Source organism: Mesorhizobium sp. M6A.T.Cr.TU.017.01.1.1, from assembly GCF_004023115.1.
In the GTDB taxonomy this organism is placed as follows: domain Bacteria; phylum Pseudomonadota; class Alphaproteobacteria; order Rhizobiales; family Rhizobiaceae; genus Mesorhizobium; species Mesorhizobium mediterraneum.
Map to the genome: position 1 here is coordinate 1 of NZ_RZTA01000092.1, position 26,407 is coordinate 26,407.

Below are 26,407 nucleotides of genomic sequence, written 5' to 3' on the forward strand. Positions count from 1 at the left end.
CCGACGGTCTGGTTGAGCCGCGCCAGGGCGCCGGTGTCTTCGTCACCGAGCATATATCGACGATGTTCGGCGCGCTGGCCGCGGACATGGGCAGCAAGGATTCGATCGCGCTCAACGTGCTCGAAGTGCGCCTGGCGATCGAGATCGAATCCGCCGGGCTCGCCGCTATCCGTCGCAATGCCGCGCAGGAAGCGGCGATCCAGGAGGCGTTCTTCGAGTTCGAGAGGCTGCTCTTGAACAGCGAGCCGACGGGTCCGGCCGACCTTGCCTTCCACCGCGCGATCGCCAGCGCCACCAACAACCCGTTCTATGTCGAGATGCTCGACGTGCTCGGCCGGCGCGCCATTCCTTGCGACGTGACGTCACCGTGGTCCACCGAGCTCGCCCAATCCGACGTCTACCAGCGGGGACTGCAAGGCGAGCATCTGGTGATCCTGAATGCCATTACGACAGGCGATGCCGAGTCCGCGCGCGAAGCCATGCGCGCGCATCTCACCGCTAGCCAGCAGCGCTATCGTGAGCGGCTGCACGCACGTCAAAGTTTTTATGCTGAGTCGGTTAAGGCCGCGGCAACCGAATGACCAATGAGGCAGCCCAATGGGACAGCAATGAATCACACTGACAATCACACGGACTTCACCTCGCGCTTCGCCATCGACCCTGTTACCGCCGCGGCGATGGGGACGGACGAGCTTCGCCACAATTTCCTGATCGAAGGCCTGTTCCAGTTAGGCCGCATCGGCCTGACCTACACGCATTACGACCGCATGATCGTCGGCGGCGCCATGCCCGCGGGCACGCCGCTGCCGCTGGAGGCGATCAAGCCGACCGGGACCAAGAACTTTCTCGATCGCCGCGAAATGATCGCCGTCAACATAGGCGGCGCCGGCATGGTGAAGGCGAGCGGCCAATCCTACGAGCTGCAGCCGCGCGACATGCTGTATCTCGGCATGGGCGCCAATGAGGTGTCGTTCGCCTCAGTCAATCCGGCCGAGCCGGCCAAGTTCTATCTACTCAGCGCGCCGGCGCATCAGAGCCATCCCAGCCAGCTGATCCGCATCGGCGATGCCAAGCGGCTCGACCTCGGCAGCCAGGCGACCTGCAACGAGCGCTCGATCTTCCAGTTCATCCATGCCGGAGGCGTCAAAACCTGCCAGCTCGTCGTCGGCATGACCCAGCTTGCGTCAGGCTCGGTCTGGAACACCATGCCGTGCCATGTGCATGACCGACGCATGGAGGCCTACCTCTATTTCGACCTACCGGAAGCGGCGCGCGTGTTCCATTTCATGGGCGAACCGGACGAGACCCGCCACCTCGTCATGCGCAATGAAGAAGCGGTGCTGTCGCCGGGATGGTCGATCCATTCGGGCGCCGGCACCTCCAACTACGCCTTCATCTGGGCGATGGCCGGCGACAATGTCGACTATACCGATGTCGATCCGGTAGCGATGGAAGAGCTGCGGTGAGCGACCTCTCGGCTTTCAGCCTCGCCGGCAAGCGCATCCTTGTCACCGGCGCCAACACCGGCATCGGTCAAGGCATCGCCCTGTCGATCGCGCGCGCCGGTGGTGCTGTGGTCGGCGTCGGCCGTTCGGCGATGGACGAGACGGCGGAAAAGGTCGCGGCGGTGGGCGGACGCTTCGAGGCGGAACGCTGCGATCTTGCCGATCATGCCGCCGCCCAGGCGATGCTCGATCGCGTCTGGGACGAAACCGGGCCGCTCGATGGGCTGGTCAACAATGCCGGCATCATTCGGCGCGCCGACGCCGTCGATCTGACGGAAGCCGATTGGGACGACGTCACGGACGTCAATCTGAAGACGGTCTTTTTTCTCGGCCAGAGCTTTGCCCGGCGCGTGCTTGCCGATCCGGGGCGGCGCGGCAAGATCGTCAACATCGCGTCGATGCTCAGCTTTCAGGGCGGCATCCGCGTCGCCTCCTATACCGCCTCGAAACACGGCGTGCTCGGCATCACCCGATTGCTCGCCTGCGAATGGGCGTCGAAAGGCATCAACGTCAACGGCATTGCGCCCGGCTATATCGAAACCAACAACACCGAGGCGCTGCGTGCCGATCCAGACCGCAGCGCCGCCATTCTGGCGCGCATTCCGGCCGGGCGCTGGGGCGGTCCGGAAGACATCGGCGACGCGGCTGTCTTCCTGCTGGCGCCGGCGTCCAACTATATGCATGGCGCGGTGGTGCCGGTGGACGGCGGCTGGCTGGCGCGATGAGGAGGATTTGGCGATGACCGGAACGAAGATCTTCTCGCACGCCGGCGAGGGCGCATGGACGCCGACGCCGGACGGCAATCGCAGGCGTGTGCTGCTGCACACGGACGAACTGATGATGGTCGAGTTCGGGTTCGACAAGGACGGTGTCGGCGCGCTGCATTCGCACCCGCATGTCCAGGCGAGCTACGTCGCCGAAGGCCGCTTCGAGGTCACCATCGACGGCAGGACCGAGATCCTGGAGACGGGAAGCAGCTTCATTGTCCCTTCCAACCTGGTTCATGGCGTCAGGGCGCTCGAGGCCGGGCGCCTGGTCGACAGCTTTACGCCGCACCGCGCCGATTTTATCGACTGAAGCCGCGTGAAGGCAGGTCATCGCGGCGTGTGTCCGGCCGAGGGGCAGGCGCTTCCAGCATATCCCGCAAACGAAAAGCCCGCGCCTCCGGAGAGACGCGGGCGTGTTGCCTGGGCGCTTGTGGCGCCGCGGTACTCAAAACATCACCGCAGAACCTGAACCTGCCGAATTATGATGAAGATAGGATTAACCGGCCAGAGTCGACGCGATATTCACAGCCAAAGCGAATAGGGGCTGGAATCACGATCCCATATCCGCCAATGAGGGAGATATTCTTTCAGTTGGCGCCGACGGAGACAGGACTTGAAGGGGGATCAAGTGTTCGAAACCGCGGTCAAGGCAGTCAGCTGGAGATTCGCCGGGGAGCTTTGGCAGGTCATGCCACCGCTGCTCCTGACCGTTCCCGCCCTGCCTTTTCAGGCGGCGCCGATCATAGAAATTCCCTGATGCAGGTATCGACGGCGAGCGTCCGGGCGGAGGATCCTAAGCGGCGCGTCCTGAAGGACGTGTTCGGCTTCGATGATTTTCGGCCCGGCCAGGACGCTGTGACGGAGGCGCTGCTGGCCGGGCGTCATGTGCTGGCTGTGATGCCGACCGGCGCTGGCAAATCGCTCTGCTATCAGGTCCCGGCGCTGGTCCTGGGCGGGCTCACCATCGTCGTTTCGCCCCTGGTGGCGTTGATGCAGGACCAGGTCGCCGCATTGCGTCTTGCCGGCGTGGCGGCCGATACGATCAATTCCTCACTCGACCGCGATGCCAATGTCGCCGCATGGCGCCGCGTTGCGGCGGGCCAGACGCGCCTGCTCTATCTTGCGCCGGAGCGGCTCATGACCGCGCGGATGCTCGAGGCACTGGCCAGGCTCGACATCCGGCTGATAGCTGTCGACGAGGCGCATTGCATCTCGCAATGGGGCCCGGCGTTCCGGCGCGAATACGAGGAGTTGTCGCGGCTGCGCGACATTTTCCCTGACGTGCCGATCATTGCGCTGACGGCGACAGCGGACGAGGCGACACGCACCGACATCGCTGCGCAGCTGTTCGCCGGGCGCGTCGAAACCCTGGTGCTGGGTTTCGACCGGCCGAACATCAAGCTTGGCATCGAGCCCAAGCAGGACGGCAAGCGCCAATTGCTGAGCTTCGTAGAGCGTCATGCCGGCCGCAGCGGGATCGTCTATTGCCTGTCGCGCAAGAAGACCGAGGAGATGGCGGCGTTCCTCGAGAAGAACGGCGTGCGCGCGCTGGCCTACCACGCCGGCATGAGCAAGGACGCGCGTGAAGCAAATCAAAACGCTTTCATGACCTTGTCCGGCGTGGTGATGGTGGCGACCATCGCCTTCGGCATGGGGATCGACAAGCCTGACGTCGCCTATGTCTTCCATACCGATCTGCCCGGCAGCCTCGAAGCGTACTATCAGGAAATTGGGCGCGCGGGCCGCGACGGGCGGGCTGCCGAGGCACATATGCTCTTCGGTCTCGGCGATATCCGCATGCGCCGGCTTTTCATCGAAGACGAGGACGCACCGGCGGAGCATAAAAGGCGCGCGCATGGCCGCCTCGATACGCTGATCGGCTATTGCGAAACGGCCCAGTGCCGCCGCCAGATCCTGCTTGGCTACTTCGGCGAAACAGCAATGCCTTGCGGCAATTGCGACAATTGCCTTGACCAGACGCCGCATGCGGATGGCGAGGCGGAGGCACGGATCATCCTCGCGGCCATCGCCCAGACCGGCGAGCGCTTTGGTGCTGCCCATGTCGTCGATGTTCTGCTCGGCCACGAAACCGAGAAGGTCCTGGCCAAGAACCATCACAGGCTTGCCAGCTTCGGGACCGGTGTGGCGCACAAGAAGGATGTGTGGCTGTCGCTCATCCGCCAGCTCGTCGCGGGAGGGTTTCTGACATTGGATTCAGCCGGCCATGGCGGCCTCGCCATCGCCGAAAAGGGCCGTGATCTGGCCCGTGGCGATGTGCCGTTCCGGTATCGCGTCGAGGTGCGGAGCCGCGCATCGCGCGGTAAGACACGTCCCACCCCGGATGCTATCGCGGGCACGGAAGGGCTGGATTCCGCGCTGTTGGCCACGCTCAAGGCGGTACGGCTGCGTCTTGCCCGGGAGCGCCAGGTGCCGGCCTTCGTGATCTTCTCCGATCGCACACTGATCGACATGGCCGAACGCTGCCCGCGCGACCTCGACGCCTTCGCCGCAGTCAACGGTGTCGGCGCCGCGAAGCTTAGGGAATTCGGTCAGATTTTTCTGAGCGCGATCGCCGCGCACCAATCCGGGGCATCGGGCTGAGGGCTGTATCAACGCGATCATGCCGACAGCCACCAGACCACTCCGGCGCCGCAATCAGCACTTGCTTCGTCTCACCGCCGCGATCGCAGCCTCCTGCTGCCGCAAGCGCTCGATTCTCGCGCTCTGGCGGGCAGTGACGGTAGAGGCGACACGCCGGGCTCCCCATAGCCAATCCGGAATATTGGTTTTCGCGACTTTGCCCCGGGTGATCGCTGTCGCCGACATCTCCTTGGAAACTTCGCCCATGGCTACGTTGAGTTCGACACAGCTCATCTTGTCGTATTTCGCGGCATCGAAAGATGCGTGGAAGGGCGATGCGCAACCTCCGACAAATACGAAGCTGCCTATCAGAAGCGTGGCTGCAGTGATCGCCTTCATTTTTTATCAAGCAGGTTTGACGCCGACGGGCGAATATCAGAGGGTTCTCGATCTCGAGCCGCGGAGCGCTCCCGAGGTTCTGAGTAACGGACGCATATGACGTCTACAATACTCTGTTCGACGCGTCATTCCCCCTATTATCCTCGAAGAATTTCGAGAGAGCCGCTGCGGTCTGGTGAGGATGCTCTTCTGGAAAGAAGTGCCCGCCTGGGACAGGGCTTCCTTCAACGCTGTCGGCCCATTTTCTCCAAATAGCCAGCGGCCCGCCTTCCTCCGCATACCAGTTCTCCACGGCGCCTTCGCTACTCCATAGCGCCAGGAGCGGACACTCGATGCGACGACCGTTTGCCTGGTCCAGCGCGTCATGTTCACGATCGATCATGGCAGCGGCCCGATACTCTTCGCATATCGCATGAACATGAACGGCATCGCGAAGCGCATCGACATAGGCGTCCCTGACCTCCGCAGAGAACATTTCTGCCGGCGACTCCCACTGCACAATCGCATTGTCGACGATGGCATCGGGCGCCGCGCCTATCAGTCGCTCCGGCAGAGGCTCCGGTTGCGCAAGAAGGCTCCAGGGCCAGAAGCTCAGAGCCAGCCTGGCGTCCGCCCTATCCCACGCGGCGGCGGTGGGGATGACGTCGAGGACGGCGACTTTGGAGATTTCGCCGGGATGGTCGAGCGCCAGGCGATAGGCGACCCGCCCGCCGCGATCATGTCCGGCAACCATGAACTGCTCAAACCCCAGCCGCTTCATGACTTGAACCATGTCGCCGGCCATGGCGCGTTTGGCGTATGGACTATGATCGGCAGAGGAAATCGGACACCCGCTTTGCCCGTAGCCTCGAAGATCGGCGGCGATCACCGTAAAGCGGGGCGCCAATGCTGTGGCGATATCTCTCCACATCAGATGTGTCTCGGGAAAACCATGAAGTAGCAGCAGCGGCGGACCCGTTCCGCCGACCCTTGCGAAAATGGTCGTCTCGTCCAGTTGCAAGCTGGTGGCGCTGAAACCTGCAAACATTGTTCGTCTCCCTCGGCGTGCCCTCAGGCAACAACGCACAATTTAGCAGAAGGATCACGTCAGCTGCCGTGCCTGGTGGAGAGGCGGTAACGGAATTCTCCTCAATGGCTGGTGCGGGTCACTGATATTTCGATCGGCGCACCCCATATGAGCGGCAAGAGTGTCGCTTAAGGGTTTGCTATGATGATTTCGCGTTCGAGCCGGTTTGCAGTTTTGTTTGCAGGACTGTTCCTGGCACTTTCCATGGTCACGGCCGATTACGCCGAGGCGCGCCGTGGCGGCAGCTTCGGCAGCCGCGGCACGCGCACTTTCCAGTCGGTCCCGCCGACGAGGACGGCGCCACAGCCGGCCGCGCCGGTCGAGCGCTCGATGACGCCCGCGACGAACAATGCGGCCCGCCAGACGCCGGCATCCCAACGACCAGGGATCTTCAGCGGCCTCGGCGGTTCGATGATGCGTGGCCTGCTGCTCGGCGGTCTGATCGGACTTCTTTTGGGTCAAGGGTTCGGCGGCTTGGCTGGCATGTTGGGCCTGCTGCTTCAAGGTCTGCTGATCGGCGGCGCGATCATGTTGGCCATCCGCTTTTTCCGGTCGCAATCGGCACGCAACCAAGCGCCCGCCATGGCCGGTGTTCCGCGGAGCATGGGCAACTTCGGGCGAAACGCGGCAGGCCAGCCCGAGACGGGCAACGTGTCGTCTTTCCCCATTCCAGGCATCGGGTCTGGATTTGGCCGGACGGCTCAAGCCTCCGATGAAATCACAATGACGCCGGCCGACCTCGACACATTCCAGCAACGGTTGACGGAGGTTCAGGAAGCGTTCGGACGCGAAGATCATGCTGGCCTGCGCCGGCTGGCGACCCCCGAGATGGTGTCGTACCTGTCCGAGGAACTTGCCGATAATGCCAAAAAGGGCATCAGGAACGACGTGTCTGACGTCAGCCTGTTGGAGGCCGATATTGCGGAGAGCTGGCGGGAAGACGATCGCGACTACGCGACGGCTGCGCTGCGCTACGAGTCTCTCGACGTGATGCGCGATCGCGCCAGCGGCAAGATCGTCGCGGGCGAAGCCGGTCGGCCGACGGAAACGACCGAACTGTGGACCTTCACACGTCAGAACGGTGGCGACTGGAAGCTCGCAGCAATCCAGCAGCCTTAACCGATACGCTGCTGCCTCGGCCCATTCACGTCCTCTTGCGAGCCACGATGTAAGGGCGGTTGTCGCTGCCCTTCGTTGCGTGGCTTTCGGTGGCAAGAACGTCGAAGCCCGCGGCACAGATATGCTGGCTCAGGTCTGCCGCCCGAAAGACGCCTGCATAGGGTGCTTTGCCGATCGCGCGCATTGCGGGCAGCAAGGCAAGCCGGATGAGTGGGTTCATATCGCCGACGCAGGGTGTCTTGGAGATGAACAAGCCCTCCGCTGCAAGTAAGGCGTGGATGCGGCGCAGAGTGCCAGGCAGGTCGCGGACCATATGGAGATAGTTGAATCCCAGAACCGCGTTAAACTGCTCGTCGTCAGGCGCAAGCGCGTCTACGGTCGCGGTGCGGAAGACAAGCGCCGGGATGGGGCCAGCGGCGTGTCTCTCGTTGGCAATCGCGATCATTCCGGCGGAAATATCCGTCGCAAGATAGTTTTGAACATCGCCCGCGAGCCGGAGCGCGGTTGTTCCTGTTCCGCAACCCAGCTCCAGCACCCTGTCGCCTGGTCCCAACAGGGCGCGGGTCCGGTCCAGCGTGCGCTCATATCCGGCCTGATCCGCAATCGCGCCCATGGCGTATTTCCGTGAACTGCGGTCCCAGAAGCGGGCGTCGCTCGCTATGCTCATGATGGTTGCTCCTCAGATCGCGGCCTCGCCCTAATCCGCATTAAGTTCGGCATTAAGAATGATCTGAGGCGAGTCGTGTCCGCTCAAGTCAAGTCCCGCAGAAGCTCGTTCGGCTAGATGCGGTGATTGGGCAGTTATTCGCAGAATAGCGTAGACTCGGCGGAACTGGCGGAGAGGGAGGGGTCCAACTGTCTGGGCATTAAGGTTTCCTCACAGATATCGCTCGGCGTTGGCGCGGTGCTCGAAACAGAGCCAGTGCGGCGTCTGCCTCGGCTTGGCAAAGCTCCATCCCGCATTCTTGGCGCAGCCGGGATGCTGGCACCGATGGCGTATAATGCCGGGGCGCGTGACGGGCTCCATCGCATCCGGACGGCGGATCAGTATGTCACTCATGCTATGATCCTTCCTTCTGAGCAGGAGGTGGACTAGCCACCTCTGCGAACAATGCGGAAAGCACGAGTTCATGCATGTCGAGACGCAAAACCCAACCGCTCGGGAACGGCAGGGCATTCGGGTTAGGCGGCTTGCCGAAAGGTTCGAATCCTGTCGGGTGCAGCATTGCCGCAGTTCGCTTGCCGACAACTATTCCTGCTGGAATTGACAGGGCCAATCTTCAGGCCTCGTCAAGCCAGAAGGCAACTCGGTCCGGGCGTCTCCGCAAGCCATGTTGAGCTGCCACTGGGACAGACCCGCCGAATTGGAAAGGTCGACGCCCTCGATACGGGTCAGAAAGAAAAAGGCGCGGTCAAAGTCTATCGACGCGGTGAACGTCGCTCCTCGGAAATCCGCCCGTGCGAGATTGGCAAACGAGAAGCGGCTGCCGCTGATATCGGCGTTATGGAACTGCGCACGCCCCAATTCTGCCTTTGTGAAATCAACGTTGGTCAGATTGGCGTCCTGGAAATTCGAGCGCTGCATTTCCGCGCTCGCAAACACAGCGCCCTGCGCGTCCATACGGCTGAAGTCGGTCCTGTAGGCCTCGATTCTGTCGAACCGGGCGCCTTTGGCGGTCGAGTCGGCCAGGGAAGCACGCACAAGCGTTGCCTTCTCAAGATTTGCCCCAAGGAGATTGCTGTTCCTGAGGTCGGTCGAAGTGAAATCAACACCGAACAGGTTCGCCCCGCTCAGGTCCTGTCCTTCTAGGATGAGAAGCTTCTTGTCACACTCGTGCCAATTGACGCCAGGCGTCGCGGCTGCGTGGCAATTGTGAGCAGCAGTGGCGTTCTGCCAAGCAAACATATTGCAAACCGCTAGAACCAGGCCGGATGCGGCGTAAGCTCTGGTTCGCCTCAAAGTCATTGTTGCTGAACCTCTGCTACTCGCCGACACTCAACCTGACCACATCTGCTGACATTCGAGAGTGCTCCTCGTCTACACCACCGTCAACCCGGGAGCAGAGGACATGGCGACGGTCGCCGCAGATGCGCAGCGGACGTCAACAATGGGGAGCCTGCTCGGGTGCTGACCGCCACCGCCGGCGTCCGCTGCCGACAAGCGTGAATCCGCTTGGGTCCGCACCGATCGGTACTTCCCGACGGCGAGGTTGACCCGGCACGGGGGCTAGTCGCGTACCCTCATTCCGCTGTCGCATGAACCCCACGACTTCGCTTAGCGAGGCCGAAGTTGATCTCTGCCATCTATCAGGTCGAGGCATGAACCCCGCATATTTGTGTCGTAAGCTGACGTGCCGCGAATACGCCGTTCTCGGTAGGCGGGCTTTATGGCGGCGCGCAACCTATTCTTTGATTTTTATTAATGTAAACAATGCCATATGGCGGAGAGGGAGGGATTCGAACCCCCGATGGGCTTGCACCCATGCCGCATTTCGAGTGCGGTGCATTCGACCACTCTGCCACCTCTCCGCGGTCATGGTCCGCCGTTGCCGGCGCGGCGCACTAGATAACGGCTGGGCGGACAGGTTACAAGGGCCAATCTGCCCGACGATCCGCCTTCTTGTCAGGCTTGCCGCCCCGGCTCTGTGTTGTCGGCTTGGCTTGAACGCATTCGCGGCTCACCAGCTGGCTGCTAGCCTTGACTCGCGCTCAACCTTCGGTTAGGGACAGCGCGCAATCGGCGTGGAGGGTTCTTCCGCGCCGCTTGTTTTTTGAACCCGCAGACTGACAAAAAGACGGCCGAACCGCCTGAAGCGGTTCATCAAGGCCGACCGAACAGCGAAAGGCAAAAAATGTTCGCAGTCATCAAAACGGGCGGCAAGCAGTATCGCGTCGCCGCCAACGATCTTCTGAAGATCGAAAAAGTCGAAGGCCAGGTCGGCGATATCGTCGAGATCGGCCACGTGCTCGCGCATGGCGAGGGCGAAAATGTGACGTTCGGCGCACCGTTCGTCGACGGCGCCTTGGTCACCGCCGAAGTCGTCGAACAGGGCAAGAACCGCACCGTCATCGCCTTCAAGAAGCGCCGCCGGCAGAATTCGCGCCGCAAGATCGGCCATCGCCAGCTTTTGACCACCGTGCGGATCGCCGAGATCCTGCTGGATGGTGCCAAGCCGACGAAGAAGGCCGCGGCCAAGACCGAAGCGAAGGCTGCTCCGAAGAAGGAAGCCAAGGCAGAGGCTACGCCGAAGGAAACCGAGGCCAAGGCAACCGAGGCGAAGGCAACCGAAACCGCCGCTCCGCTGTTCAAGGCGCCGAAGGGCGAACCGGACGACCTGACCGTGATCAAGGGCATCGGCCCGGTTGCGGCCGGCCAGCTGAACGAGCAGGGCATCACGACCTTTGCCCAGATCGCCAAGCTGTCCGACAAGGATGTCGCCAAGATCGACGAGCATATGCCGTTCAGCGCCGACCAGATCACGGACTGGCGCGAGCAGGCCAAGGAACTGGCGAAGAAGTAAAGCGAGCCGGCGCAATCGTCGCCGGATCGGACTTGAAACGGAACGCGAACGCGTTCATAAGACCTTTTAAGCGCCCTTGCGGCGCATCGGAGTTAGTTAGATGGCACACAAGAAAGCTGGCGGTTCGTCGCGCAATGGTCGCGACTCCCATTCCAAGCGGCTCGGCGTGAAGAAGTTCGGCGGCGAAGCCGTGATTCCGGGCAACATCATTATTCGTCAGCGCGGCACGACGTGGCATCCCGGCGTCAATGTAGGCATTGGCACGGATCACACGCTGTTTGCGCTCGAAGCTGGCGCAGTCACCTTCAACAAAAAAGCCAATGGCCGAACCTACGTATCGGTGAACCCGATGACGAAGGCCGCGGAGTAGCCGGTTCCGTACGAGAACACCGGCACCCATCTCGGGAACCGGTGTCTGGCCAAGCCAGGAAATGGATCAGGGGAGATGGGTTTCCATCTCCCCTTTTTCTTGTGCCTGGAGGACTGACATGGTTGCCGAAGCGGAAGACACAGACGGTGAAAGTTACGCGATAGATTGCCCGGTCGTGATGACCGAGCGGCTGGTCCTGCGGGCGCCGCGCGAAAGCGATATCGAGCAATTGGTGGTGCTCGCCGACAACCGCCATGTCGCCGAAATGCTTGCCCGCATGCCGCACCCCTATGGTGAGGCCGAGGCACGCGCCTTCCTTGCGATGACGGCATCGCGCCGGGCCGGGATTGCCTATGCCTTGACGCTGGCCGGTACAGAAACCTTCGTCGGCTGCGCCGGCCTCAACACCACCGATCGCGGGCTGGAGCTTGGCTACTGGATCGGCGAGCCCTACTGGAAGCGCGGCTATGCGACGGAGGCAGCACACGCGCTGGTCGACCTGGCCTTCCAGAAGACGGCGATTCAGGTGCTGCACGCCTCGACGCGGGTCATCAATCCAGCCTCGCGCCGGGTCATCCACAAATGCGGTTTCCAGTATGCCGGCCAGGGCATGCTGAACTCGATCGTCGCTGGCCAGGTGCCGGTCGAGCGCTACCGTCTCGACCGCAAGACCTGGACGAGCCTGCGGAACTGGGTGCATTTCTAGGGGTGTCGATATTCAGGTGAGGCCGGCCTGCAAATGGCGGTTTCCTGCGCTTCCGGTGCTCACGTACTTGAGTACGCTCCGCTCCGGTTCTCGGAAACCGTCATTTTCGACTCGGCCTGACCTGAATCTCAACACACCTCGGCGCATGGCCTCGAACCAAAGGTTCCGAAAGGATCATTGTGAATTCGAAAGTCAGTTGCGAACCAAACTCCGGATCAGGCCATCTCGACCCAGACCGGCAGGTGGTCCGAGCCGACCGCTTGCCGGTCGACCCACAGGCGCTTCAGCGATTTGGCGAGCGAGGCGCTGGTGAAGACATAGTCGATGCGCTTGTGGCGGCTGGCATCGTCCGGCCGCTTTGGGTCGACCCAGGTGACGAGATCGGCGTCTGCGGTCGCAAGGCGCAGGGCGGCATCGACGGCAAGGTCGGCTGTCACAGGCATGCCGAACTCGTGATCCGGGCGGCCTGCGAGTTCGACATATTCCGGCGATCCGGCCAGCATGTTGAAGTCGCCCATGACGACGAAGGCTTCGGGACAAGGCAGGTCCGGCAGGCCGACCTCGGCGACGCCGGACAGCGCGCCGCCTTCGATTGCATAGTTCAACAGGCGCTGGCGCAGAAACCGGAGCTGGCTCAAGCGTTCGACCGGGCTGCAATGATCGAGATGGGTGGAATAGAAGCGGATGAAACCAAGCGGCGTCTCGATCAGCGCCTCCAGCGCGCCGCGCTGGAAGTTCATCACTTCGAAACTGCGGCTGCGCGGCAAGAGGAGATTGCGCGACAAATGAACAGGCGTCTTCGACAGCACCATATTGCCGAGTTGGAAGGTGGTGGTGATGGCGCGGCCGTTTTCCAGGCGCGAGCCGACATTGGCCTCGAAATTGCTGCCGTAGACGGCGAAGTATTCGGGCAGCGCCTCGCCGAGCTCGGCCACCATGTCGCGGCCGCCATTGTTGGGGTTGTTGCGCGAGACCTCCTGCAGCGCGATCACGTCGGCGCCGCGCACGGCGTCGGCAATGCGGCCGACATCGTAGCGTCCGTCGAGACCGACGCCGTAGTGGATGTTGTAGGTTACGAGCTTCATTGCGACTCCGGCCATGTTCATAAACAGCCTCGCCCTTCGCCCCGCCTTGGTTTAGAGCAGTGCCGAAGGTTTAGAGCAATGCCGCAAGGCCAATAGCAGAAACTCAGCAATCCGATGAAATTTCTCGATCAAGCCAAGGTTTATATCCGCTCCGGCGACGGCGGCGCCGGATCGGTGTCGTTCCGGCGCGAAAAGTTCATCGAGTTCGGCGGTCCCGATGGCGGCGACGGCGGCCGTGGCGGCGATGTCTGGGTGGAGGCGGTCAATGGGCTGAACACGCTGATCGACTATCGCTATCAGCAGCATTTCAACGCCAAGACCGGTACGCACGGCATGGGCCGCAACATGACCGGCGCCAAGGGCGCCGACGTCACGCTGAAAGTGCCGGCGGGAACGCAGGTCTTTGCCGAGGACAATGAGACGCTGATCTGCGACATGACCGTCGTCGGCCAACGCTACCTGCTGGCCAAGGGCGGCAATGGCGGCTTCGGCAACCAGCATTTCAAGACCTCGACCAACCAGGCGCCGCGCCGCGCCAACCCCGGACTGCCGGGCGAAGAGCTCAACATCTGGCTCAGGCTCAAGCTGATCGCCGACGCCGGTCTGGTCGGGCTGCCCAATGCCGGCAAGTCGACTTTTCTGGCCGCCGTGACCGCGGCCAAGCCGAAGATCGCCGATTATCCCTTCACCACGCTGCATCCGGGTCTCGGTGTGGCCCGCATCGACGGGCGCGAGTTCGTCATCGCCGACGTTCCCGGGCTGATCGAAGGCGCGCATGAAGGCGTCGGCATCGGCGACCGTTTCCTCGGGCATGTCGAACGCACGCGCGTCCTTCTGCACCTCGTCTCCGCGCAGGAAGAAAATCCGGGGAAGGCCTACAAAACCGTGCGCACCGAACTCGACGCCTATGGCCATGGGCTGGTCGAGAAGGTCGAGATCGTCGCACTTTCCCAAGTTGACACGCTCGATGCCGACGCCCGCAAGAAGAAGGTCGCGTCGCTGAAACGCGCCGCCGGCCGCGCGCCGATGCTTTTGTCCGCGGTCACTGGCGAAGGCGTCGAAGCCGTTTTGCGCGCGCTGATGACGGTGGTGGCCGAGGCCCGCGAAGCTGTCGCCACGCCGGTCGAGACGCGCTGGAACAAATAGCGATGGCCGCGCAGTCGCTGAGAAAATACCGGCGCATTACCGTCAAGATAGGCTCGGCGCTGCTTGTCGACCGCACGACCGGCCTGAAGCGCGACTGGCTGGCCTCGCTTGCCGACGACATCGCCGTGCTGGCTGAAGGCGGCGCCGAGATCCTCGTCGTGTCGTCCGGCGCGATTGCGCTGGGCCGCACCATTCTCGGCCTCGGCAAGCGGGCACTGAAGCTCGAGGAGAGCCAGGCGGCGGCTGCCGTCGGGCAGATTGCGCTGGCTGGCGCCTGGTCGGATGCGCTCGGCAAGGGCGGCCTGAAATCGGGCCAGATCCTGCTGACGCTCGGCGACACCGAAGAGCGCCGCCGCTATCTCAATGCGCGGGCGACGATCTCGACGCTGCTCAAGATGAAGGCGGTGCCGGTCATCAACGAGAACGACACGGTGGCGACCTCCGAAATCCGCTATGGCGACAATGATCGGCTGGCGGCGCGCGTCGCAACGATGATGGGCGCCGACCTCCTGGTGCTGCTCTCCGACATTGACGGGCTGTATACGGCGCCGCCGGCCAAAGACCCTGGCGCAAAGTTCATTCCGGTCGTCGACCGCATCACCCCTGATATCGAGGCAATGGCCGGTGCGGCGGCGTCCGAATTGTCGCGCGGCGGCATGCGGACAAAACTCGACGCCGGCAAGATCGCCACCGCCGCCGGCACCGCCATGATCATCACATCAGGCACGAGACTGTCGCCGCTGATGGCGATCGAGCGGGGCGAGCGGGCGACTTTCTTCCGTCCGAGCGCCAATCCGGTCAAGGGCTACAAAACATGGATCGCCGGGCAGCTCGAGCCGGCTGGCCGGCTGACTGTCGACGCCGGCGCCATCGGTGCGCTGCTGTCGGGCAAGTCGCTGCTGCCGGCCGGCGTCAAGCTGGTCAGCGGCAATTTCTCGCGCGGCGACACGGTGGCGATCCTGTCGCCCGAGGGCCGCGAGATCGCGCGCGGACTGGTTGCCTACGATGCCGCCGATGCCGTAAGGATCGCTGGCTTGAAGACAGCCGAGATCGAAACGGTGCTTGGCTACGAAGCGCGATCGGCGATGATCCACCGCGACGACCTTGTGGTGAGCGGCGCGGCCGACGGAGATGCGGCCCGCCATTGACGGCGCGCTACTGGTCAGGCTCACGCGGCCATTTGGGTGGGTTGCGATATCGATCCTGAAAGTCCTGGTATATCTTCAGAAGCTCGCTGCAACCTCCCAACTCCGCTTCGATGCCAGCCCTGGCACGTCGATCCACTTCGGCTTGGGGAACATCCTTGTCGTCTCCGACGACGAGATCACGGATGAGCGCGTCAGTCGTCATTGCTTCTGCCCCTTTTTCCTCTTCCATCCTTTTTTTGAATTCTGCCTCAAGCCGAGAGCGCGGCCCACATCCATGCAGCTCTTCAATAACGACGTCGATCTGGGAAAGCGGTGTCGGTGACGCGCCGCAATAGCGCTCAGCAAGTGCGAGGGACATCATCGAGCTTACCATAGTCATGGCCTTGCCGTCGGGGCTCTCGCCGGGTTCAAACTTGTCGTCGCAGTAGTCGGCGGCACGGAGGCCTGTTGGTATGAGCATCGCGCCGAGAGCAACGAGGATTATGACTCTCTTCATTCTGCTTCCTCAAATTTACGGCCATTGCCGCGAAGGCCGGCCGCGTGTAAATCCACCAGCTTCACTGGATCGGTCAAATGCTGAACAAACACCAAGGCGATGATGTAGCCAGTTTGATGGCACGGATAGGCCGCAGGGCGCGCGCTGCCGCCCGACCGCTGGCCATCGCCACGACCGCCGCCAAGAACGCCGCGCTTGTCGCCATGGCGGAGGCGATTGTCCGTCGCGAGCAGGATATTCTCGACGCCAACGCCATCGACATCTCGAATGGCCATGAGTCGGGGCTTTCCGCCTCCTTCATGGACCGGCTGAAGCTCGATGCCGCCCGCATCCGCGCCATGGCTGACGGCATCCGCGAGATCGCCGAACTCAGTGATCCGGTCGGCGATGTCATTGCCGAATGGGACCGCCCGAACGGGCTGCATATCGAACGCGTTCGCACGCCGCTCGGCGTCGTTGGCGTCATCTATGAGAGCCGGCCGAACGTGACGGCCGATGCCGGCGCACTTTGCCTGAAAGCCGGCAATCCGGTGATCCTGCGCGGCGGCTCGGATTCGCTCAACTCCTCGGCGGCGATCCATGCCTGCCTGGTCGAGGGGCTGAAGACGGCCGGTCTGCCGCAGGACGCCATCCAGCTGGTGCCGACCACCGACCGCGCCGCCGTCGGCGAAATGCTGAAGGGCCTCGGCGGCAATCTCGACGTGATCATTCCGCGCGGTGGTCGCAGCCTGGTCGAGCGTGTGCAGAACGAAGCTCGGGTGCCGGTCTTTGCCCATCTCGAAGGCATCTGCCATCTCTATGTCGACCGTTCGGCCGATCTCGACATGGCGGTCAAGATCGCCGTCAATGCGAAGATGCGGCGCACCGGTGTCTGTGGTGCGGCCGAAACGCTTTTGGTCGACCGTGCCGTCGCTTCCACCCATCTGGTGCCGATCCTTGACGCGTTGCGCGCGGCTGGATGCGCAATCCACGCCGACGCCGAGGTGCTGAAAGTGTTTGCCGACGCCCAGCCGGCGACCGACGCCGACTGGATTACCGAATATCTCGACGCGATCATCGCAGTGAGGCTGGTCGATGGCGTTGCGGGCGCGATCGAGCATGTCGAGACGTTCTCCTCGCACCACACCGAGGCGATCGTCGCCGAGGATGCCGGTGCAGTCGAACGTTTCTTCAACGAGATTGATTCGGCGATCCTTCTGCACAATGCCTCGACTCAATTCGCCGATGGCGGCGAATTCGGCATGGGCGCCGAGATCGGCATCGCCACCGGCAAAATGCATGCGCGCGGCCCGGTCGGTGTCGAGCAATTGACCTCGTTCAAATACCGCGTGCGCGGAACGGGACAGGTGCGGCCTTGACGCTACTTGCTCGAAGAACCTGAAGCTTTGCGCCCAGCCACCCCCCTCTGTCCTGCCGGACATCTCCCCCTCAAGGGGGGAGATTGCCTGTCATTTCTGATTTCGCCAATCGCCGGTGCTGCAAGATTTGCGCCTGCGATGAAGCCGCCAATCTCCCCCCTTGAGGGGGAGATGTCCGGCAGGACAGAGGGGGGCGCCTGACGCATGCTTTCCTCGCCCGAGCATCCCGCTCCCTCCCGCTACCTCAAAATGCCGCATGCCGAAAAGGGCCTGGCCGTCGGGCTGTTCGGCGGCTCGTTCAATCCCGCCCATGCCGGCCATGGCCTGGTCGCCGAGATCGCGCTCAGACGTCTGGCGCTCGATCAGTTGTGGTGGATGGTGACGCCCGGCAATCCGCTCAAGAACAAGCGGGAACTGACGCCGCTGACTGAGCGGCTCCGCCTATCCGAGCAGATCGCCAGGAACCCGAAGATCAAGGTCACCGCCTTCGAGGCCGCGCATCACGTCCGCTTCACCGCCGACACGCTGGCGCTAGTCAAGGCGCGCAATCCCGGCGTCGACTTCGTCTGGATCATGGGCGCCGACAGTCTGCGCGACTTCCACCGCTGGCAGCGCTGGCGCCAGATCGTCATGACGATCCCGATCGCGGTGATCGACCGCCCTGGCGCGACGCTGTCCTTCCTGTCCTCGGTCGTTGCCAAGACCTTCGATTATGCACGTGTCGACGAGGGCGACGCGCCGCGGCTCGCCCGCATGAAGGCGCCGGCCTGGACCTTCATCCACGGCCCGCGCTCGTCGCTGTCGTCGACCGCGATCCGCAACATGGCGAAGGGCTGAGCCTGCACGGACCTCCCTTCTCCACAAGCAGAGGAGGCAAGTCCGGCCATGTCGCATTTGCGGCTGCTTTTCCCCGATCCGTGGGCGATCCTGCGCGCGCATGGCGATTCTCGAGCAAAACCAGACCAGACGCGATCCGGCGCAAGGCAGCCCGCCAACCCCGGCGATCGCCATCGCCAGCGTCGTCCTGTCGATGGCGCTGGTTGCGGTCGGTAACGGACTGATGTTCGCCTATATCCCGGTCCGGCTCGGCGCCGAGGGCTTCGATCCGACCTGGGCCGGGCTGATCGTCACCGGCCTTTCGGCCGGCGGCCTGGCAGGCTGCATCCTGACCGGTCCGCTGGTGCGGCGCGTCGGCCATGCTCGCGCGTTCATGGTGCTGTCGGCGTTGATTGTGCTGTCGAACGCCGCTGTCGGAGCCGGGCCGCACCCGCTGTCGTGGATCGCGGCACGCGCGCTCTATGGCTTTGCCATATGCGGCTTGTTCATCGTCGCGCAAAGCTGGCTGAACGACGTCATTGCCAACGCCATACGCGGCAGGGTCATGGCCTTCTTCTACGTCGCCTATGTCGCTGGGCTCGGTGTCGGCTACGCCACACTGGCGCTGATCGATGTAAGGGCTGCGGACGCGCCGCTGATCGGCATCGCCTTCACCGCGCTGTCGATCCTCCCCGTCGGGCTGACGCGGCTCGCCCAGCCACCGCCGCCGCAGGCGGCGTCCGTCGCGCTTGGCCGGGCCTGGCGGATTTCGCCGGTCGGCGTCGCCGGCATGCTTGCCGTCGGCGGCCTGTCGATGACGATTTCGGGCTTCGCGCCGATCCATGCCACGGCCAAGGGCTACAGCCAGGCAGATGTGGCACTGCTTTTGTCGGCGATGCCGGTCGGCACATTGATCCTGCAAATCCCGCTCGGATGGATTTCCGACCGCACCGACCGGCGCTTTGTGCTGGTCGCCGCTTCGGCGCTTGCCTTGGTGGCGGGCCTGTTCGCGCTGGGCTTCGACGGCGGTGCGCTGGCGGCGCTGGTCGTCATCTATGTGGTCTGGGACGGCGCGTCGGAATCGATCTATTCGCTGGCCAGCGCGCATGCCGCCGACCGCGCCGGCAAGGACGACATGGTGGCGCTGTCCAGCTCGCTTCTGTTTGCATGGTCGCTGTCCGGCTTCATCGTGCCCGGCATCGTGACCGGGCTTTCCGCTGTCTATGGAACCCAGGCCTTCATCTATGTGGCCATCGTCATTGCCGCTGCCTTCTGCCTGTTCGTGCTGTGGCGTGTGGTGGCGATGGCGCCTGTTCCCGCCGCCGAGACCGGCAATTTCGCGCCGATGAGCGCGCAGGCGCCGTTGCCGGTGGATCTTGCCTTTCCGTCCGAAGAACAGCGCCGCGCGGACAAATAGGCCTACGCTGGGAATTGATCATCTCACTGTCTGGTGGCGGTTTCCTGTCGTGGCGCTTCCGGTGGTGGCGCGGGTATCGAAATGCCCTCGCTGTCGAAAGCCTGCTTGGCGCGTTTGGTGAGATCGATCTGGGTGGCGAAGAAATCCGCAGCCGAGGTCCAGTAGCGTAAGGTGATGGCGACGTTGCTGTCGCCGACGGTCGCCACAAACGCAATCGGCGCCGGCTCCCGCCTGACGCGCCGCTCGGCGGCGGCGACGCCAAGCATGGTCTTCTGCGCGAGATCGATATCGTTCCAGGAACCGATGGTCAGCGTGATGTCGCCACGGCGGGCACCGTTGCGTGTATAGTTGCGGACAGGCTGGTTCCACAGCGTCGAATTGGGGGCGAGGACGTAGACGCCCTCGACCGTTCTCAGCGTGGTGGCGAACAGGCCGACTTCCTCGATGGTCCCGGCGATGGCGCCGACCTCGACATATTCGCCGATGCGGAATGGCCGTAGCGCCAGCAGCATGATGCCGGCGGCAATGTTCTGCAGCGTGCCCTGCAGCGCCAGGCCGATGGCCAAGCCGATGGCGCCGATGGCGGCAATGATCGAGGCCGTCTGGACGCCGAACTGGCCGAGCACCATGATAACGACGAGGATCAGTATGGCGTAGCGGGCGATCCTCGAGAAGAAGTGGCGCAGCGTCACGTCGAAGCCATGGATATGGCCGAGGCCGGCATAGATCGAGCGCTGCGCGAGGCCGGCGACGATATAGCCGAGGACCAGCAGGATGACGGCGCCGATGGCCGAGAATGAGTACGAGACGATCAGCGCGCTGAGCTGCGCAAGGCCGGCCTGCACGGTGTCAACGGCGTTCTCAGGGTCGATAGGCATGGCGGGAATCCGATTGGTCAATGCGCCGATAACCCCAGCAAGGCGGCAAGAGTTCCGATTTTTCTTCTGCGGAACCGGAAGAAACGGCACTTCGTGGACCACGGCAGGGTTGCCGTCTTGAAACTGCAACCCAACTCTGCCTATCTAAGGAGTGTCACCTGCTTTGAAGGGTGATTTGGTTGTTCTTGCTGCGAAAGGAAATACACTGAGAACAGCACTGCGGAAGAAGGCCGACATCGTGCCTTCGCCGGCCGGGATCAGCGTAAACGACGCCGTGTCCCGCGCCATCAACACAGTCCTTGTCAGTCTGGAAGACTCCAAGGCCGAAAACATCGTCTCAATCGACATTCAGGGAAAATCGAGCCTCGGTGACTATATGGTCATCGCGTCCGGCCGATCTCACCGTCATGTCTCGGCTGTCGCCGATCATCTCCTCAAGGCGCTCAAGGATGCCGGCCTCGGCACGGCGCGCGTCGAGGGACTGGCCGGCGCCGACTGGGTCCTGATCGATTCGGGCGATATTATCGTCCATGTCTTCCGTCCCGAAGTCCGCGACTTCTACAATCTCGAAAAGATGTGGCAAGCGCCGGACCTCGAGGAAGAGACCCTCCACTGAGCCGTAATTTGATTGATGCATGTCGTTTCCAAAAACCGGTGACCACTTTTGGTGACATGCATTAGCGGCTCTTCGAGGCAGGGATGAAAATTACCGTTCATGCCGTGGGCCGGATGAAAGCCGGCCCCGAGAAGCAGCTCGCCGACCGATATTTCGAGCGCTTCGCCAAGAGCGGGCAGGCCGTGGGGCTCGAATTCTCAGGTGTTGTCGAGATTCCGGAGGGCCGCGCCCAGACCGCCAACGAGCGCCGGCGCGAGGAAGGCCAGAAACTGCAGACGCAGTTGCAGCCTGGTACTGCGCTGATGCTGCTCGACGAACGCGGCAAGAACTTTTCCTCCGAGGATTTCGCCGGCCGCATCGGCCTGTTGCGTGATGGCGGCCGCAAGGCACTTGTCATCGCTATCGGCGGTGCCGACGGTCACGACCAGTCGCTGCGCGATCAGGCCGATCTGATGGTGTCGTTCGGCGCGCTGACATGGCCGCACCAGCTAGTCCGTGTCATGTTGGGCGAGCAGCTTTACCGGACGGCCACGATCCTGTCCGGCCATCCCTATCATCGCTCGTGAGCTTTGCAGGTTCCCACCCGAAACCGGTGGATTGGCGTGAGCCGCCCGGATTTTCGCCTCAATGCGTCACGAGGCTGTTTGCGGTCGGCAGGGCTCTCGAACATGGTTGATGGTTCGTTAACGAAGCCACGCATAGAGTCGGGCTTCAATGTCTGAAGGTTGGAAATCGCGAACGGGCTTTTGGCGCGCACGCTGCGGCTTGGCAGCGGCGGCGCTCGTGCTGTCGTTCAGCGCCGCGCGGGCGCAGAACAGGCTCGACATGACGCCTGATCCAGACCAAAGCCGCGCCGAATACGAACGGGTGTCGAAGGAGATCACGCTTTCGTCCGAGCGGCTGGCCAAGCTCGCCGCCGACATGGCGACCGTCAAGAAGGATCATGCCTCGATCACCGCGGCGCTGATCCAGTCGGCGATGACCGAGCAGAAACTTGGTCAGGACATCGAGGACATTGGCGCCAAGCTGGAAGGGCTGAAAGGCGAGGAGCAGAAAATCCGCGCGTCGCTGGCCGCTAGACGCGACGTTCTGGCCGAGGTGCTGGCCGCGCTGCAGCGCATGGGGCTCAATCCGCCGCCGGCCATCCTGGTCAAGCCGGAAGACGCGCTGTCGTCGGTACGCAGCGCCATCCTGCTCGGCGCCGTGGTGCCGGAACTGCGCCAGCAGACCGAGATACTGGTGGCGGACCTCAAGGAGCAGTCGCGGGTGACGGCCTCGATCGAGGCGGAGAGGGCGCGGCTGACGGCGGCAGTCGGCGAGCAGACGGCGGAAAAGAAGCGGCTCGGCATGCTACTTGAAGCCAAGCAGAGGCTTGAGGCCGAGACGCAAACGGCGCTGGCCGAGGAAAAGCAGCGATCCGCAGCATTGGCGGCCAAGGCCGGCAGCCTGAAGGAACTGATCGCCTCGCTCGAGGCCGACAAGGCCCGCAAGGCGGCGAATGCGGCGAAGGCAGCGGAGCAGAAGACCGCGGATGCCGACAAGGCCCCGACACAGGAGGGCCCGGCACAGACGGAACTGGCGGCGCTGCCGGTCCCGGAAGCCAACCGGCTCACCGCCGCCGCACCGTTTTCGGCGCTTCAGGGGCAGATCGCGCTGCCCGTCACCGGCAAGATCAAGCGGCGGTTCGGGGCCAGCGACGGTAACGGCGCAGTGATGCTCGGTGACATGGTTGCGACACAATCGGGAGCCATCGTTACCGCGCCGGCGGACGGAAATGTGCTTTATGCGGGACCTTTTCGCTCCTATGGTCAACTCTTGATCCTGAACGCGGGTGACGGCTATCATGTCGTTCTGGCGGGGATGAGCAGAATCAGTGTCGCGTCTGGCCAGTCGGTGCTCGCAGGAGAGCCGGTCGGCGCGATGGGAGAGGCCCGGGTGGCGAGCACCTCGGCATCGAAGAATGGAAATGCCACGCCGGAGCTCTATGTTGAGTTCCGCAAGGATGGAAAACCCGTCGATCCGACCCCATGGTGGGCGGACCGTTTGTCTGGAAGGACGTGAGATGATGCGGAAACTGTCGCTTCTGTTTGCCGGTGCGCTAATGGGCGCATCCGCGATGAGCCTGGTCTATGGCGCGCCCGGCTCGACGGCGAACGCTGCGGGCTCCGAGACCTACAAGCAGCTGGCGATCTTCGGTGACATCTTCGAGCGGGTGCGGGCGCAGTATGTGACGCCGCCCGACGACAAGTCGCTGGTCGAAAACGCCATCAACGGCATGCTTACGTCGCTAGACCCGCACTCCTCGTATATGAACGCCGAAGAGGCGCAGGACATGCGCGTGCAGACCAAGGGCGAGTTCGGCGGCCTCGGCATCGAGGTCACGATGGAGAACGACCTGGTCAAGGTGATCACGCCGATCGACGATACGCCGGCCGCCAAGGCGGGCGTGCTTGCCGGCGATTATATTGCCAAGATCGACGGCGAGGAGGTTCGCGGCCTGAGCCTCAACGACGCGGTCGAGAAGATGCGCGGGCTGGTCAACACGCCGATCAAGCTCACCATCCTGCGCCAGGGCGCCGACAAGCCGATCGAGCTGACGGTGGTGCGCGACATCATCAAGGTCAAGGCGGTCAAGTTCCGGGTCGAGAACGACATCGGCTACATGAAGATCACCTCCTTCACCGAAAAGACCCATGATGACCTCGAGAATGCCATCGACACCATCAAGAAGCAGGTGCCGAACGAAAAGCTCAAGGGCTACGTGCTCGATCTGCGCCTCAATCCGGGCGGCCTCCTCGATCAGGCGGTGAGCGTGTCCGACGCCTTCCTCAACCGTGGCGAGATCGTCTCGACACGCGGCCGCGATCCGAAGGACGTCACCCGCTTCGACGCGCGGCCCGGCGACGACATCGACGGCAAACCGCTGGTCGTGCTCGTCAATGGCGGCTCGGCCAGTGCGTCCGAAATCGTCGCTGGCGCGCTGCAGGATCTGCGCCGCGCCACGGTGGTCGGCACGCAGTCCTTCGGCAAGGGTTCGGTGCAGACCATCGTCCCGCTCGGCGAGAACGGCGCGCTGCGCCTGACGACGGCGCTCTATTACACGCCGTCCGGCAAGTCGATCCAGGGCAAGGGCATCACGCCCGACATCAAGGTCGACCAGCCGTTGCCGCCGGAACTGCAGGGCAGGGACCTGACGCGCGGCGAGTCGGACCTCAAGGGCCACATCAAGGGTACCGACGAGGGCGATACCGGTTCGGGCTCGGCAGCCTATGTGCCGCCGGAGCCGAAGGACGACCTGCAGCTTATCTTTGCCGAGCAGTTGCTGCGCGGCGAGAAGACCGATCCGGCGTTCCCGCCGAATCCGGACAAGGCTGTTTTGAACCAGTAACGTCGATCGGCCGGGCAAACAGGTCTGGCCGCCTGATCGAAGCGATGTAATGCTGCCGGGGCCGCAAGGCCTCGGCAGTTTGATTCGGGGGAACCGCGGCTGGGGATGCGGCTTGGCTGACATCGGCAACGACATCGAACGCCCGCTCGGACAGGCCGTCCGGCCGCCGCGCGCGGCCCGCAGGATCAACGCCGGCGTGGTCACGGCCACTCTCCTGGTGCTGGCCGTGATCGGCGTCTCCGGCGCGATTGCGCTGCGTGAAAGACCGTTTCGAAAGCCGGAAGAAGTCGCCGTTTCGACGCCGAAGACGACCGCGGTGGTCGAATCCGCAGCGCCGGCCACTGAGCCCGCGCCGCAGGCGCAAGCGGGACCCAAGATAAGTGGGCCGCAGATCATCCATATGCCGACCGAAGCGGACGGTGGTCCGCCCAAGGCGGCCATCGTCATCCACGACCCTTCGACGATCGGCCAGAACCTGAGGATCGCGCATATTCCCGACAGGGCGCTGATCGAGACCAGTGAGACCGGCCCGTTGCCGGTTCGCGCCGCCGACGGAAGGCGGCCGTTCGATGTCTATGCGCGGCCGTGGTCCGGTGCGCGCGGTGCGCGCGTGGCGATCGTCATCGGCGGGCTTGCCGTGTCGCAGACCGGCACGCAGGCGGCCATCGCCAAGCTGCCGGCCGAAGTGACGCTGGGCTTCGCGCCGCAGGGCAATAGCATCAGCCGCTGGATGCAGGCGGCGCGGCAGAGAGGCCATGAGATCGTCATGCAGGTGCCGCTCGAACCGTTCGACTATCCGAACGTCAATCCGGGCCGCAACACGCTGACGGTCGCGGCGACACCGGACGAGAATTTGAAGAACTTGCGCTGGGCGCTGTCGCGGATGACCAACTACACCGGCGTCATGAACTATATGGGTGCGCGATTTTCGGCCGATGCGGCGGCGATGGCGCCATTCATGGCCGAACTCGGCAGGCGCGGCCTGGCCTATCTCGACGACGGCTCGTCGGCGCGCAGCCTCGCGTCCGACCTGGCACTGAAGGACGGCGTGCCCTTCATTGCCGGCGACACGTCGATCGACGCCGTGCAGGACCGGGGCGCCATATTGAAGAAGCTGGACGAGCTGGAAGCCACCGCGCGGGCGAAAGGCTTTGCCGTCGGCATCGGCTCGGCCTTCGACCTGACGGTTGACACCGTGTCGTCCTGGGTGATCGAGGCCAAGAAGCGCGGCATCGAGATCGTGCCGATTTCGGCAGTGGCGGTGGATCCGGAAAAAGGTTGAGCATGGCGAAGAGAAAACCGGTCGATCCCGAGACGCTGCCTTATCGCCCCTGTGTCGGACTGATGATACTCAATGGTGACGGCCTGGTCTGGGTCGGGCATCGCATTGCCGAGCCGGATAGCGAATTCGCCGGCACGACGCAGCTCTGGCAGATGCCGCAGGGCGGCATCGACAAGGGCGAGGAACCGCTGCAGGCGGCGCAGCGGGAACTGTATGAAGAGACCGGCATGCGCTCGGTCTCGCTGCTGGATGAGGCGCCGAACTGGATATATTACGACCTGCCGGCCGATCTGGTCGGCATCGCCTTCAAAGGGCGATATCGCGGCCAGACGCAAAAATGGTTCGCCTTCCGCTTTCACGGCGACGTGAGCGAGATTGAGATCAATCCGCCACCGGGCGGCCACACCGCCGAGTTCGACAAATGGGCATGGCGGCCGATGCAGGAATTGCCCGACCTGATCGTGCCGTTCAAGCGCAAGGTTTATGAGGACGTGGTTGCGGCGTTCCGGCATCTGGTTGCGTAGCTTGGCGCTAGCCGCGGTCGCGCCGACCACGGTTGCCGCGTCAGCGCGGTGGCCTTATTGATGGCCAATCCGCCGCAGACGGGGTTGGCATGAACGACGCCTCCAAAAAATCTCTTTCTGAAAAGGTTGCCGTCAGCGAGACAGCGGCCGGCGCCATACTGACCGTCGATCTCGGCGCCATCCGCGAAAACTACCGGCGGCTCAAGGCGCGGCTGGGCGG

General features: G+C 63.4%; 28 protein-coding genes and 1 tRNA gene. 20 read left to right on the forward strand and 9 right to left on the reverse strand.

Annotated features, from left to right (window positions below; all coding sequences use genetic code 11):
- From EOB36_RS24565 to recQ, 5 genes are all read left to right on the forward strand, one after another.
- The coding region (locus EOB36_RS24565) for an FCD domain-containing protein (RefSeq protein ID WP_164897605.1) at positions 1-581 on the forward strand (581 nt) is incomplete at its 5' end.
- Positions 582-608: 27 nt separating this feature from the next.
- Complete coding sequence (gene kduI, locus EOB36_RS24570; RefSeq protein ID WP_095487549.1) at positions 609-1,466, forward strand: 5-dehydro-4-deoxy-D-glucuronate isomerase; 858 nt, start codon at positions 609-611, stop codon at positions 1,464-1,466.
- Entirely contained in the window at positions 1,463-2,230 is a 768-nt protein-coding gene (gene kduD / locus EOB36_RS24575; protein WP_095487547.1) for a 2-dehydro-3-deoxy-D-gluconate 5-dehydrogenase KduD, read from the forward strand. Before kduI ends, kduD begins: the two co-directional genes overlap by 4 nt.
- A 13-nt stretch (positions 2,231-2,243) precedes the next feature.
- Positions 2,244-2,582: a cupin domain-containing protein gene (locus EOB36_RS24580; protein WP_095487715.1), complete on the forward strand. Its 339-nt coding sequence runs from the start codon at positions 2,244-2,246 to the stop codon at positions 2,580-2,582.
- A gap of 446 nt (positions 2,583-3,028) precedes the next feature.
- Positions 3,029-4,873 carry a DNA helicase RecQ gene (gene recQ / locus EOB36_RS24585; RefSeq protein ID WP_128285913.1) on the forward strand — a complete coding sequence of 615 codons (1,845 nt, stop codon included), beginning with the start codon at positions 3,029-3,031 and terminating at the stop codon, positions 4,871-4,873.
- A gap of 54 nt (positions 4,874-4,927) precedes the next feature.
- Here recQ and EOB36_RS24590 read toward each other — a convergent pair whose 3' ends face one another.
- Both EOB36_RS24590 and EOB36_RS24595 read right to left on the reverse strand, forming a co-directional pair.
- The gene (locus EOB36_RS24590) at positions 4,928-5,251 is read right to left on the reverse strand and encodes a hypothetical protein (protein ID WP_127288342.1); all 324 of its coding nucleotides are present in this window, start codon (positions 5,249-5,251) and stop codon (positions 4,928-4,930) included.
- 103 nt (positions 5,252-5,354) lie between these two features.
- On the reverse strand, positions 5,355-6,278 hold the full coding sequence (locus EOB36_RS24595; protein ID WP_127288343.1) for an alpha/beta hydrolase: 924 nt from the start codon (positions 6,276-6,278) through the stop codon (positions 5,355-5,357).
- Between the two features lie 183 nt (positions 6,279-6,461).
- Here EOB36_RS24595 and EOB36_RS24600 point away from each other — a divergent pair, with 183 nt between their 5' ends.
- Positions 6,462-7,436, forward strand: coding sequence for a Tim44 domain-containing protein (locus EOB36_RS24600; protein WP_128285914.1), 975 nt, complete (start codon positions 6,462-6,464; stop codon positions 7,434-7,436).
- 25 nt (positions 7,437-7,461) lie between these two features.
- On the opposite strand, the gene EOB36_RS24605 is transcribed toward EOB36_RS24600, so the two are convergent.
- From EOB36_RS24605 to EOB36_RS24620, 4 genes are all read right to left on the reverse strand, one after another.
- Positions 7,462-8,103, reverse strand: a complete 642-nt coding sequence (locus EOB36_RS24605; protein ID WP_127205610.1) for a class I SAM-dependent methyltransferase — start codon at positions 8,101-8,103, stop codon at positions 7,462-7,464.
- Between the two features lie 210 nt (positions 8,104-8,313).
- Positions 8,314-8,496: a hypothetical protein gene (locus tag EOB36_RS24610; protein ID WP_126104487.1), complete on the reverse strand. Its 183-nt coding sequence runs from the start codon at positions 8,494-8,496 to the stop codon at positions 8,314-8,316.
- Between the two features lie 189 nt (positions 8,497-8,685).
- Entirely contained in the window at positions 8,686-9,402 is a 717-nt protein-coding gene (locus EOB36_RS24615; RefSeq protein WP_128285915.1) for a pentapeptide repeat-containing protein, read from the reverse strand.
- Between the two features lie 473 nt (positions 9,403-9,875).
- Positions 9,876-9,965: transfer RNA gene (locus EOB36_RS24620), tRNA-Ser, on the reverse strand.
- Between the two features lie 323 nt (positions 9,966-10,288).
- Here EOB36_RS24620 and EOB36_RS24625 point away from each other — a divergent pair.
- From EOB36_RS24625 to EOB36_RS24635, 3 genes are all read left to right on the forward strand, one after another.
- A complete protein-coding gene (locus EOB36_RS24625) occupies positions 10,289-10,957 on the forward strand; it encodes a 50S ribosomal protein L21 (RefSeq protein ID WP_128285916.1) in 669 nt (222 codons plus the stop codon).
- Between the two features lie 100 nt (positions 10,958-11,057).
- Positions 11,058-11,327, forward strand: a complete 270-nt coding sequence (rpmA, locus tag EOB36_RS24630; RefSeq protein ID WP_095487526.1) for a 50S ribosomal protein L27 — start codon at positions 11,058-11,060, stop codon at positions 11,325-11,327.
- Between the two features lie 118 nt (positions 11,328-11,445).
- Positions 11,446-12,033: a GNAT family protein gene (locus EOB36_RS24635; RefSeq protein WP_095487524.1), complete on the forward strand. Its 588-nt coding sequence runs from the start codon at positions 11,446-11,448 to the stop codon at positions 12,031-12,033.
- Between the two features lie 215 nt (positions 12,034-12,248).
- Here the strand turns inward: EOB36_RS24635 and EOB36_RS24640 are convergent, their stop codons facing one another.
- Positions 12,249-13,118 (reverse strand): endonuclease/exonuclease/phosphatase family protein, encoded by an 870-nt coding sequence (locus EOB36_RS24640; RefSeq protein ID WP_128285917.1) that lies wholly within the window; start codon positions 13,116-13,118, stop codon positions 12,249-12,251.
- A 114-nt stretch (positions 13,119-13,232) separates the two neighbouring features.
- Here EOB36_RS24640 and obgE point away from each other — a divergent pair, with 114 nt between their 5' ends.
- Together obgE and proB are read left to right on the forward strand one after the other, a co-directional pair.
- Positions 13,233-14,264: a GTPase ObgE gene (gene obgE / locus EOB36_RS24645; protein WP_128285918.1), complete on the forward strand. Its 1,032-nt coding sequence runs from the start codon at positions 13,233-13,235 to the stop codon at positions 14,262-14,264.
- 2 nt (positions 14,265-14,266) lie between these two features.
- Positions 14,267-15,412, forward strand: coding sequence for a glutamate 5-kinase (proB, locus tag EOB36_RS24650; protein WP_126104490.1), 1,146 nt, complete (start codon positions 14,267-14,269; stop codon positions 15,410-15,412).
- Between the two features lie 7 nt (positions 15,413-15,419).
- Here the strand turns inward: proB and EOB36_RS24655 are convergent, their stop codons facing one another.
- On the reverse strand, positions 15,420-15,908 hold the full coding sequence (locus tag EOB36_RS24655) for a hypothetical protein (RefSeq protein WP_095487517.1): 489 nt from the start codon (positions 15,906-15,908) through the stop codon (positions 15,420-15,422).
- A gap of 77 nt (positions 15,909-15,985) precedes the next feature.
- Here EOB36_RS24655 and EOB36_RS24660 point away from each other — a divergent pair, with 77 nt between their 5' ends.
- From EOB36_RS24660 to EOB36_RS24675, 3 genes are all read left to right on the forward strand, one after another.
- Positions 15,986-17,266, forward strand: a complete 1,281-nt coding sequence (locus EOB36_RS24660; RefSeq protein ID WP_128285919.1) for a glutamate-5-semialdehyde dehydrogenase — start codon at positions 15,986-15,988, stop codon at positions 17,264-17,266.
- Positions 17,267-17,515: 249 nt separating this feature from the next.
- Positions 17,516-18,103 carry a nicotinate-nucleotide adenylyltransferase gene (locus EOB36_RS24670; protein WP_128285922.1) on the forward strand — a complete coding sequence of 196 codons (588 nt, stop codon included), beginning with the start codon at positions 17,516-17,518 and terminating at the stop codon, positions 18,101-18,103.
- Positions 18,104-18,203: 100 nt separating this feature from the next.
- Entirely contained in the window at positions 18,204-19,499 is a 1,296-nt protein-coding gene (locus EOB36_RS24675) for an MFS transporter (RefSeq protein ID WP_128285920.1), read from the forward strand.
- A gap of 23 nt (positions 19,500-19,522) precedes the next feature.
- Here EOB36_RS24675 and EOB36_RS24680 read toward each other — a convergent pair whose 3' ends face one another.
- Positions 19,523-20,377, reverse strand: coding sequence for a mechanosensitive ion channel family protein (locus EOB36_RS24680; RefSeq protein WP_127205605.1), 855 nt, complete (start codon positions 20,375-20,377; stop codon positions 19,523-19,525).
- Positions 20,378-20,615: 238 nt separating this feature from the next.
- Here EOB36_RS24680 and rsfS point away from each other — a divergent pair, with 238 nt between their 5' ends.
- The 6 genes from rsfS (at position 20,616) to EOB36_RS24710 (ending at position 26,187) form a co-directional block, all read left to right on the forward strand.
- The gene (gene rsfS, locus EOB36_RS24685; RefSeq protein WP_095487705.1) at positions 20,616-20,993 is read left to right on the forward strand and encodes a ribosome silencing factor; all 378 of its coding nucleotides are present in this window, start codon (positions 20,616-20,618) and stop codon (positions 20,991-20,993) included.
- A gap of 83 nt (positions 20,994-21,076) precedes the next feature.
- Positions 21,077-21,559 (forward strand): 23S rRNA (pseudouridine(1915)-N(3))-methyltransferase RlmH, encoded by a 483-nt coding sequence (gene rlmH / locus EOB36_RS24690; RefSeq protein ID WP_127288354.1) that lies wholly within the window; start codon positions 21,077-21,079, stop codon positions 21,557-21,559.
- Positions 21,560-21,707: 148 nt separating this feature from the next.
- Positions 21,708-23,054, forward strand: coding sequence for a murein hydrolase activator EnvC (locus tag EOB36_RS24695; protein WP_128285921.1), 1,347 nt, complete (start codon positions 21,708-21,710; stop codon positions 23,052-23,054).
- Between the two features lies 1 nt (position 23,055).
- Entirely contained in the window at positions 23,056-24,381 is a 1,326-nt protein-coding gene (locus EOB36_RS24700; protein ID WP_126104493.1) for a S41 family peptidase, read from the forward strand.
- 112 nt (positions 24,382-24,493) lie between these two features.
- Positions 24,494-25,663, forward strand: a complete 1,170-nt coding sequence (locus EOB36_RS24705) for a divergent polysaccharide deacetylase family protein (RefSeq protein WP_095487703.1) — start codon at positions 24,494-24,496, stop codon at positions 25,661-25,663.
- A gap of 2 nt (positions 25,664-25,665) precedes the next feature.
- Positions 25,666-26,187 carry an RNA pyrophosphohydrolase gene (locus EOB36_RS24710; protein WP_095487505.1) on the forward strand — a complete coding sequence of 174 codons (522 nt, stop codon included), beginning with the start codon at positions 25,666-25,668 and terminating at the stop codon, positions 26,185-26,187.
- Positions 26,188-26,407 lie beyond the last annotated feature (220 nt).

Bases quoted from the DNA above. Each gene is read 5' to 3' on its own strand.
- kduI (WP_095487549.1), top strand. From the start codon at position 609: ATGAATCACACTGACAATCACACGGACTTCACCTCGCGCTTCGCCATC.
- EOB36_RS24580 (WP_095487715.1), top strand. From the start codon at position 2,244: ATGACCGGAACGAAGATCTTCTCGCACGCCGGCGAGGGCGCATGGACG.
- recQ (WP_128285913.1), top strand. From the start codon at position 3,029: ATGCAGGTATCGACGGCGAGCGTCCGGGCGGAGGATCCTAAGCGGCGC.
- EOB36_RS24590 (WP_127288342.1), bottom strand. From the start codon at position 5,251: ATGAAGGCGATCACTGCAGCCACGCTTCTGATAGGCAGCTTCGTATTT.
- EOB36_RS24595 (WP_127288343.1), bottom strand. From the start codon at position 6,278: ATGTTTGCAGGTTTCAGCGCCACCAGCTTGCAACTGGACGAGACGACC.
- EOB36_RS24600 (WP_128285914.1), top strand. From the start codon at position 6,462: ATGATTTCGCGTTCGAGCCGGTTTGCAGTTTTGTTTGCAGGACTGTTC.
- EOB36_RS24605 (WP_127205610.1), bottom strand. From the start codon at position 8,103: ATGAGCATAGCGAGCGACGCCCGCTTCTGGGACCGCAGTTCACGGAAA.
- EOB36_RS24610 (WP_126104487.1), bottom strand. From the start codon at position 8,496: ATGAGTGACATACTGATCCGCCGTCCGGATGCGATGGAGCCCGTCACG.
- EOB36_RS24615 (WP_128285915.1), bottom strand. From the start codon at position 9,402: ATGACTTTGAGGCGAACCAGAGCTTACGCCGCATCCGGCCTGGTTCTA.
- EOB36_RS24625 (WP_128285916.1), top strand. From the start codon at position 10,289: ATGTTCGCAGTCATCAAAACGGGCGGCAAGCAGTATCGCGTCGCCGCC.
- rpmA (WP_095487526.1), top strand. From the start codon at position 11,058: ATGGCACACAAGAAAGCTGGCGGTTCGTCGCGCAATGGTCGCGACTCC.
- EOB36_RS24635 (WP_095487524.1), top strand. From the start codon at position 11,446: ATGGTTGCCGAAGCGGAAGACACAGACGGTGAAAGTTACGCGATAGAT.
- EOB36_RS24640 (WP_128285917.1), bottom strand. From the start codon at position 13,118: ATGAAGCTCGTAACCTACAACATCCACTACGGCGTCGGTCTCGACGGA.
- obgE (WP_128285918.1), top strand. From the start codon at position 13,233: ATGAAATTTCTCGATCAAGCCAAGGTTTATATCCGCTCCGGCGACGGC.
- proB (WP_126104490.1), top strand. From the start codon at position 14,267: ATGGCCGCGCAGTCGCTGAGAAAATACCGGCGCATTACCGTCAAGATA.
- EOB36_RS24655 (WP_095487517.1), bottom strand. From the start codon at position 15,908: ATGAAGAGAGTCATAATCCTCGTTGCTCTCGGCGCGATGCTCATACCA.
- EOB36_RS24660 (WP_128285919.1), top strand. From the start codon at position 15,986: ATGCTGAACAAACACCAAGGCGATGATGTAGCCAGTTTGATGGCACGG.
- EOB36_RS24670 (WP_128285922.1), top strand. From the start codon at position 17,516: ATGCCGCATGCCGAAAAGGGCCTGGCCGTCGGGCTGTTCGGCGGCTCG.
- EOB36_RS24675 (WP_128285920.1), top strand. From the start codon at position 18,204: ATGGCGATTCTCGAGCAAAACCAGACCAGACGCGATCCGGCGCAAGGC.
- EOB36_RS24680 (WP_127205605.1), bottom strand. From the start codon at position 20,377: ATGCCTATCGACCCTGAGAACGCCGTTGACACCGTGCAGGCCGGCCTT.
- rlmH (WP_127288354.1), top strand. From the start codon at position 21,077: ATGAAAATTACCGTTCATGCCGTGGGCCGGATGAAAGCCGGCCCCGAG.
- EOB36_RS24695 (WP_128285921.1), top strand. From the start codon at position 21,708: ATGTCTGAAGGTTGGAAATCGCGAACGGGCTTTTGGCGCGCACGCTGC.
- EOB36_RS24700 (WP_126104493.1), top strand. From the start codon at position 23,056: ATGATGCGGAAACTGTCGCTTCTGTTTGCCGGTGCGCTAATGGGCGCA.
- EOB36_RS24710 (WP_095487505.1), top strand. From the start codon at position 25,666: ATGGCGAAGAGAAAACCGGTCGATCCCGAGACGCTGCCTTATCGCCCC.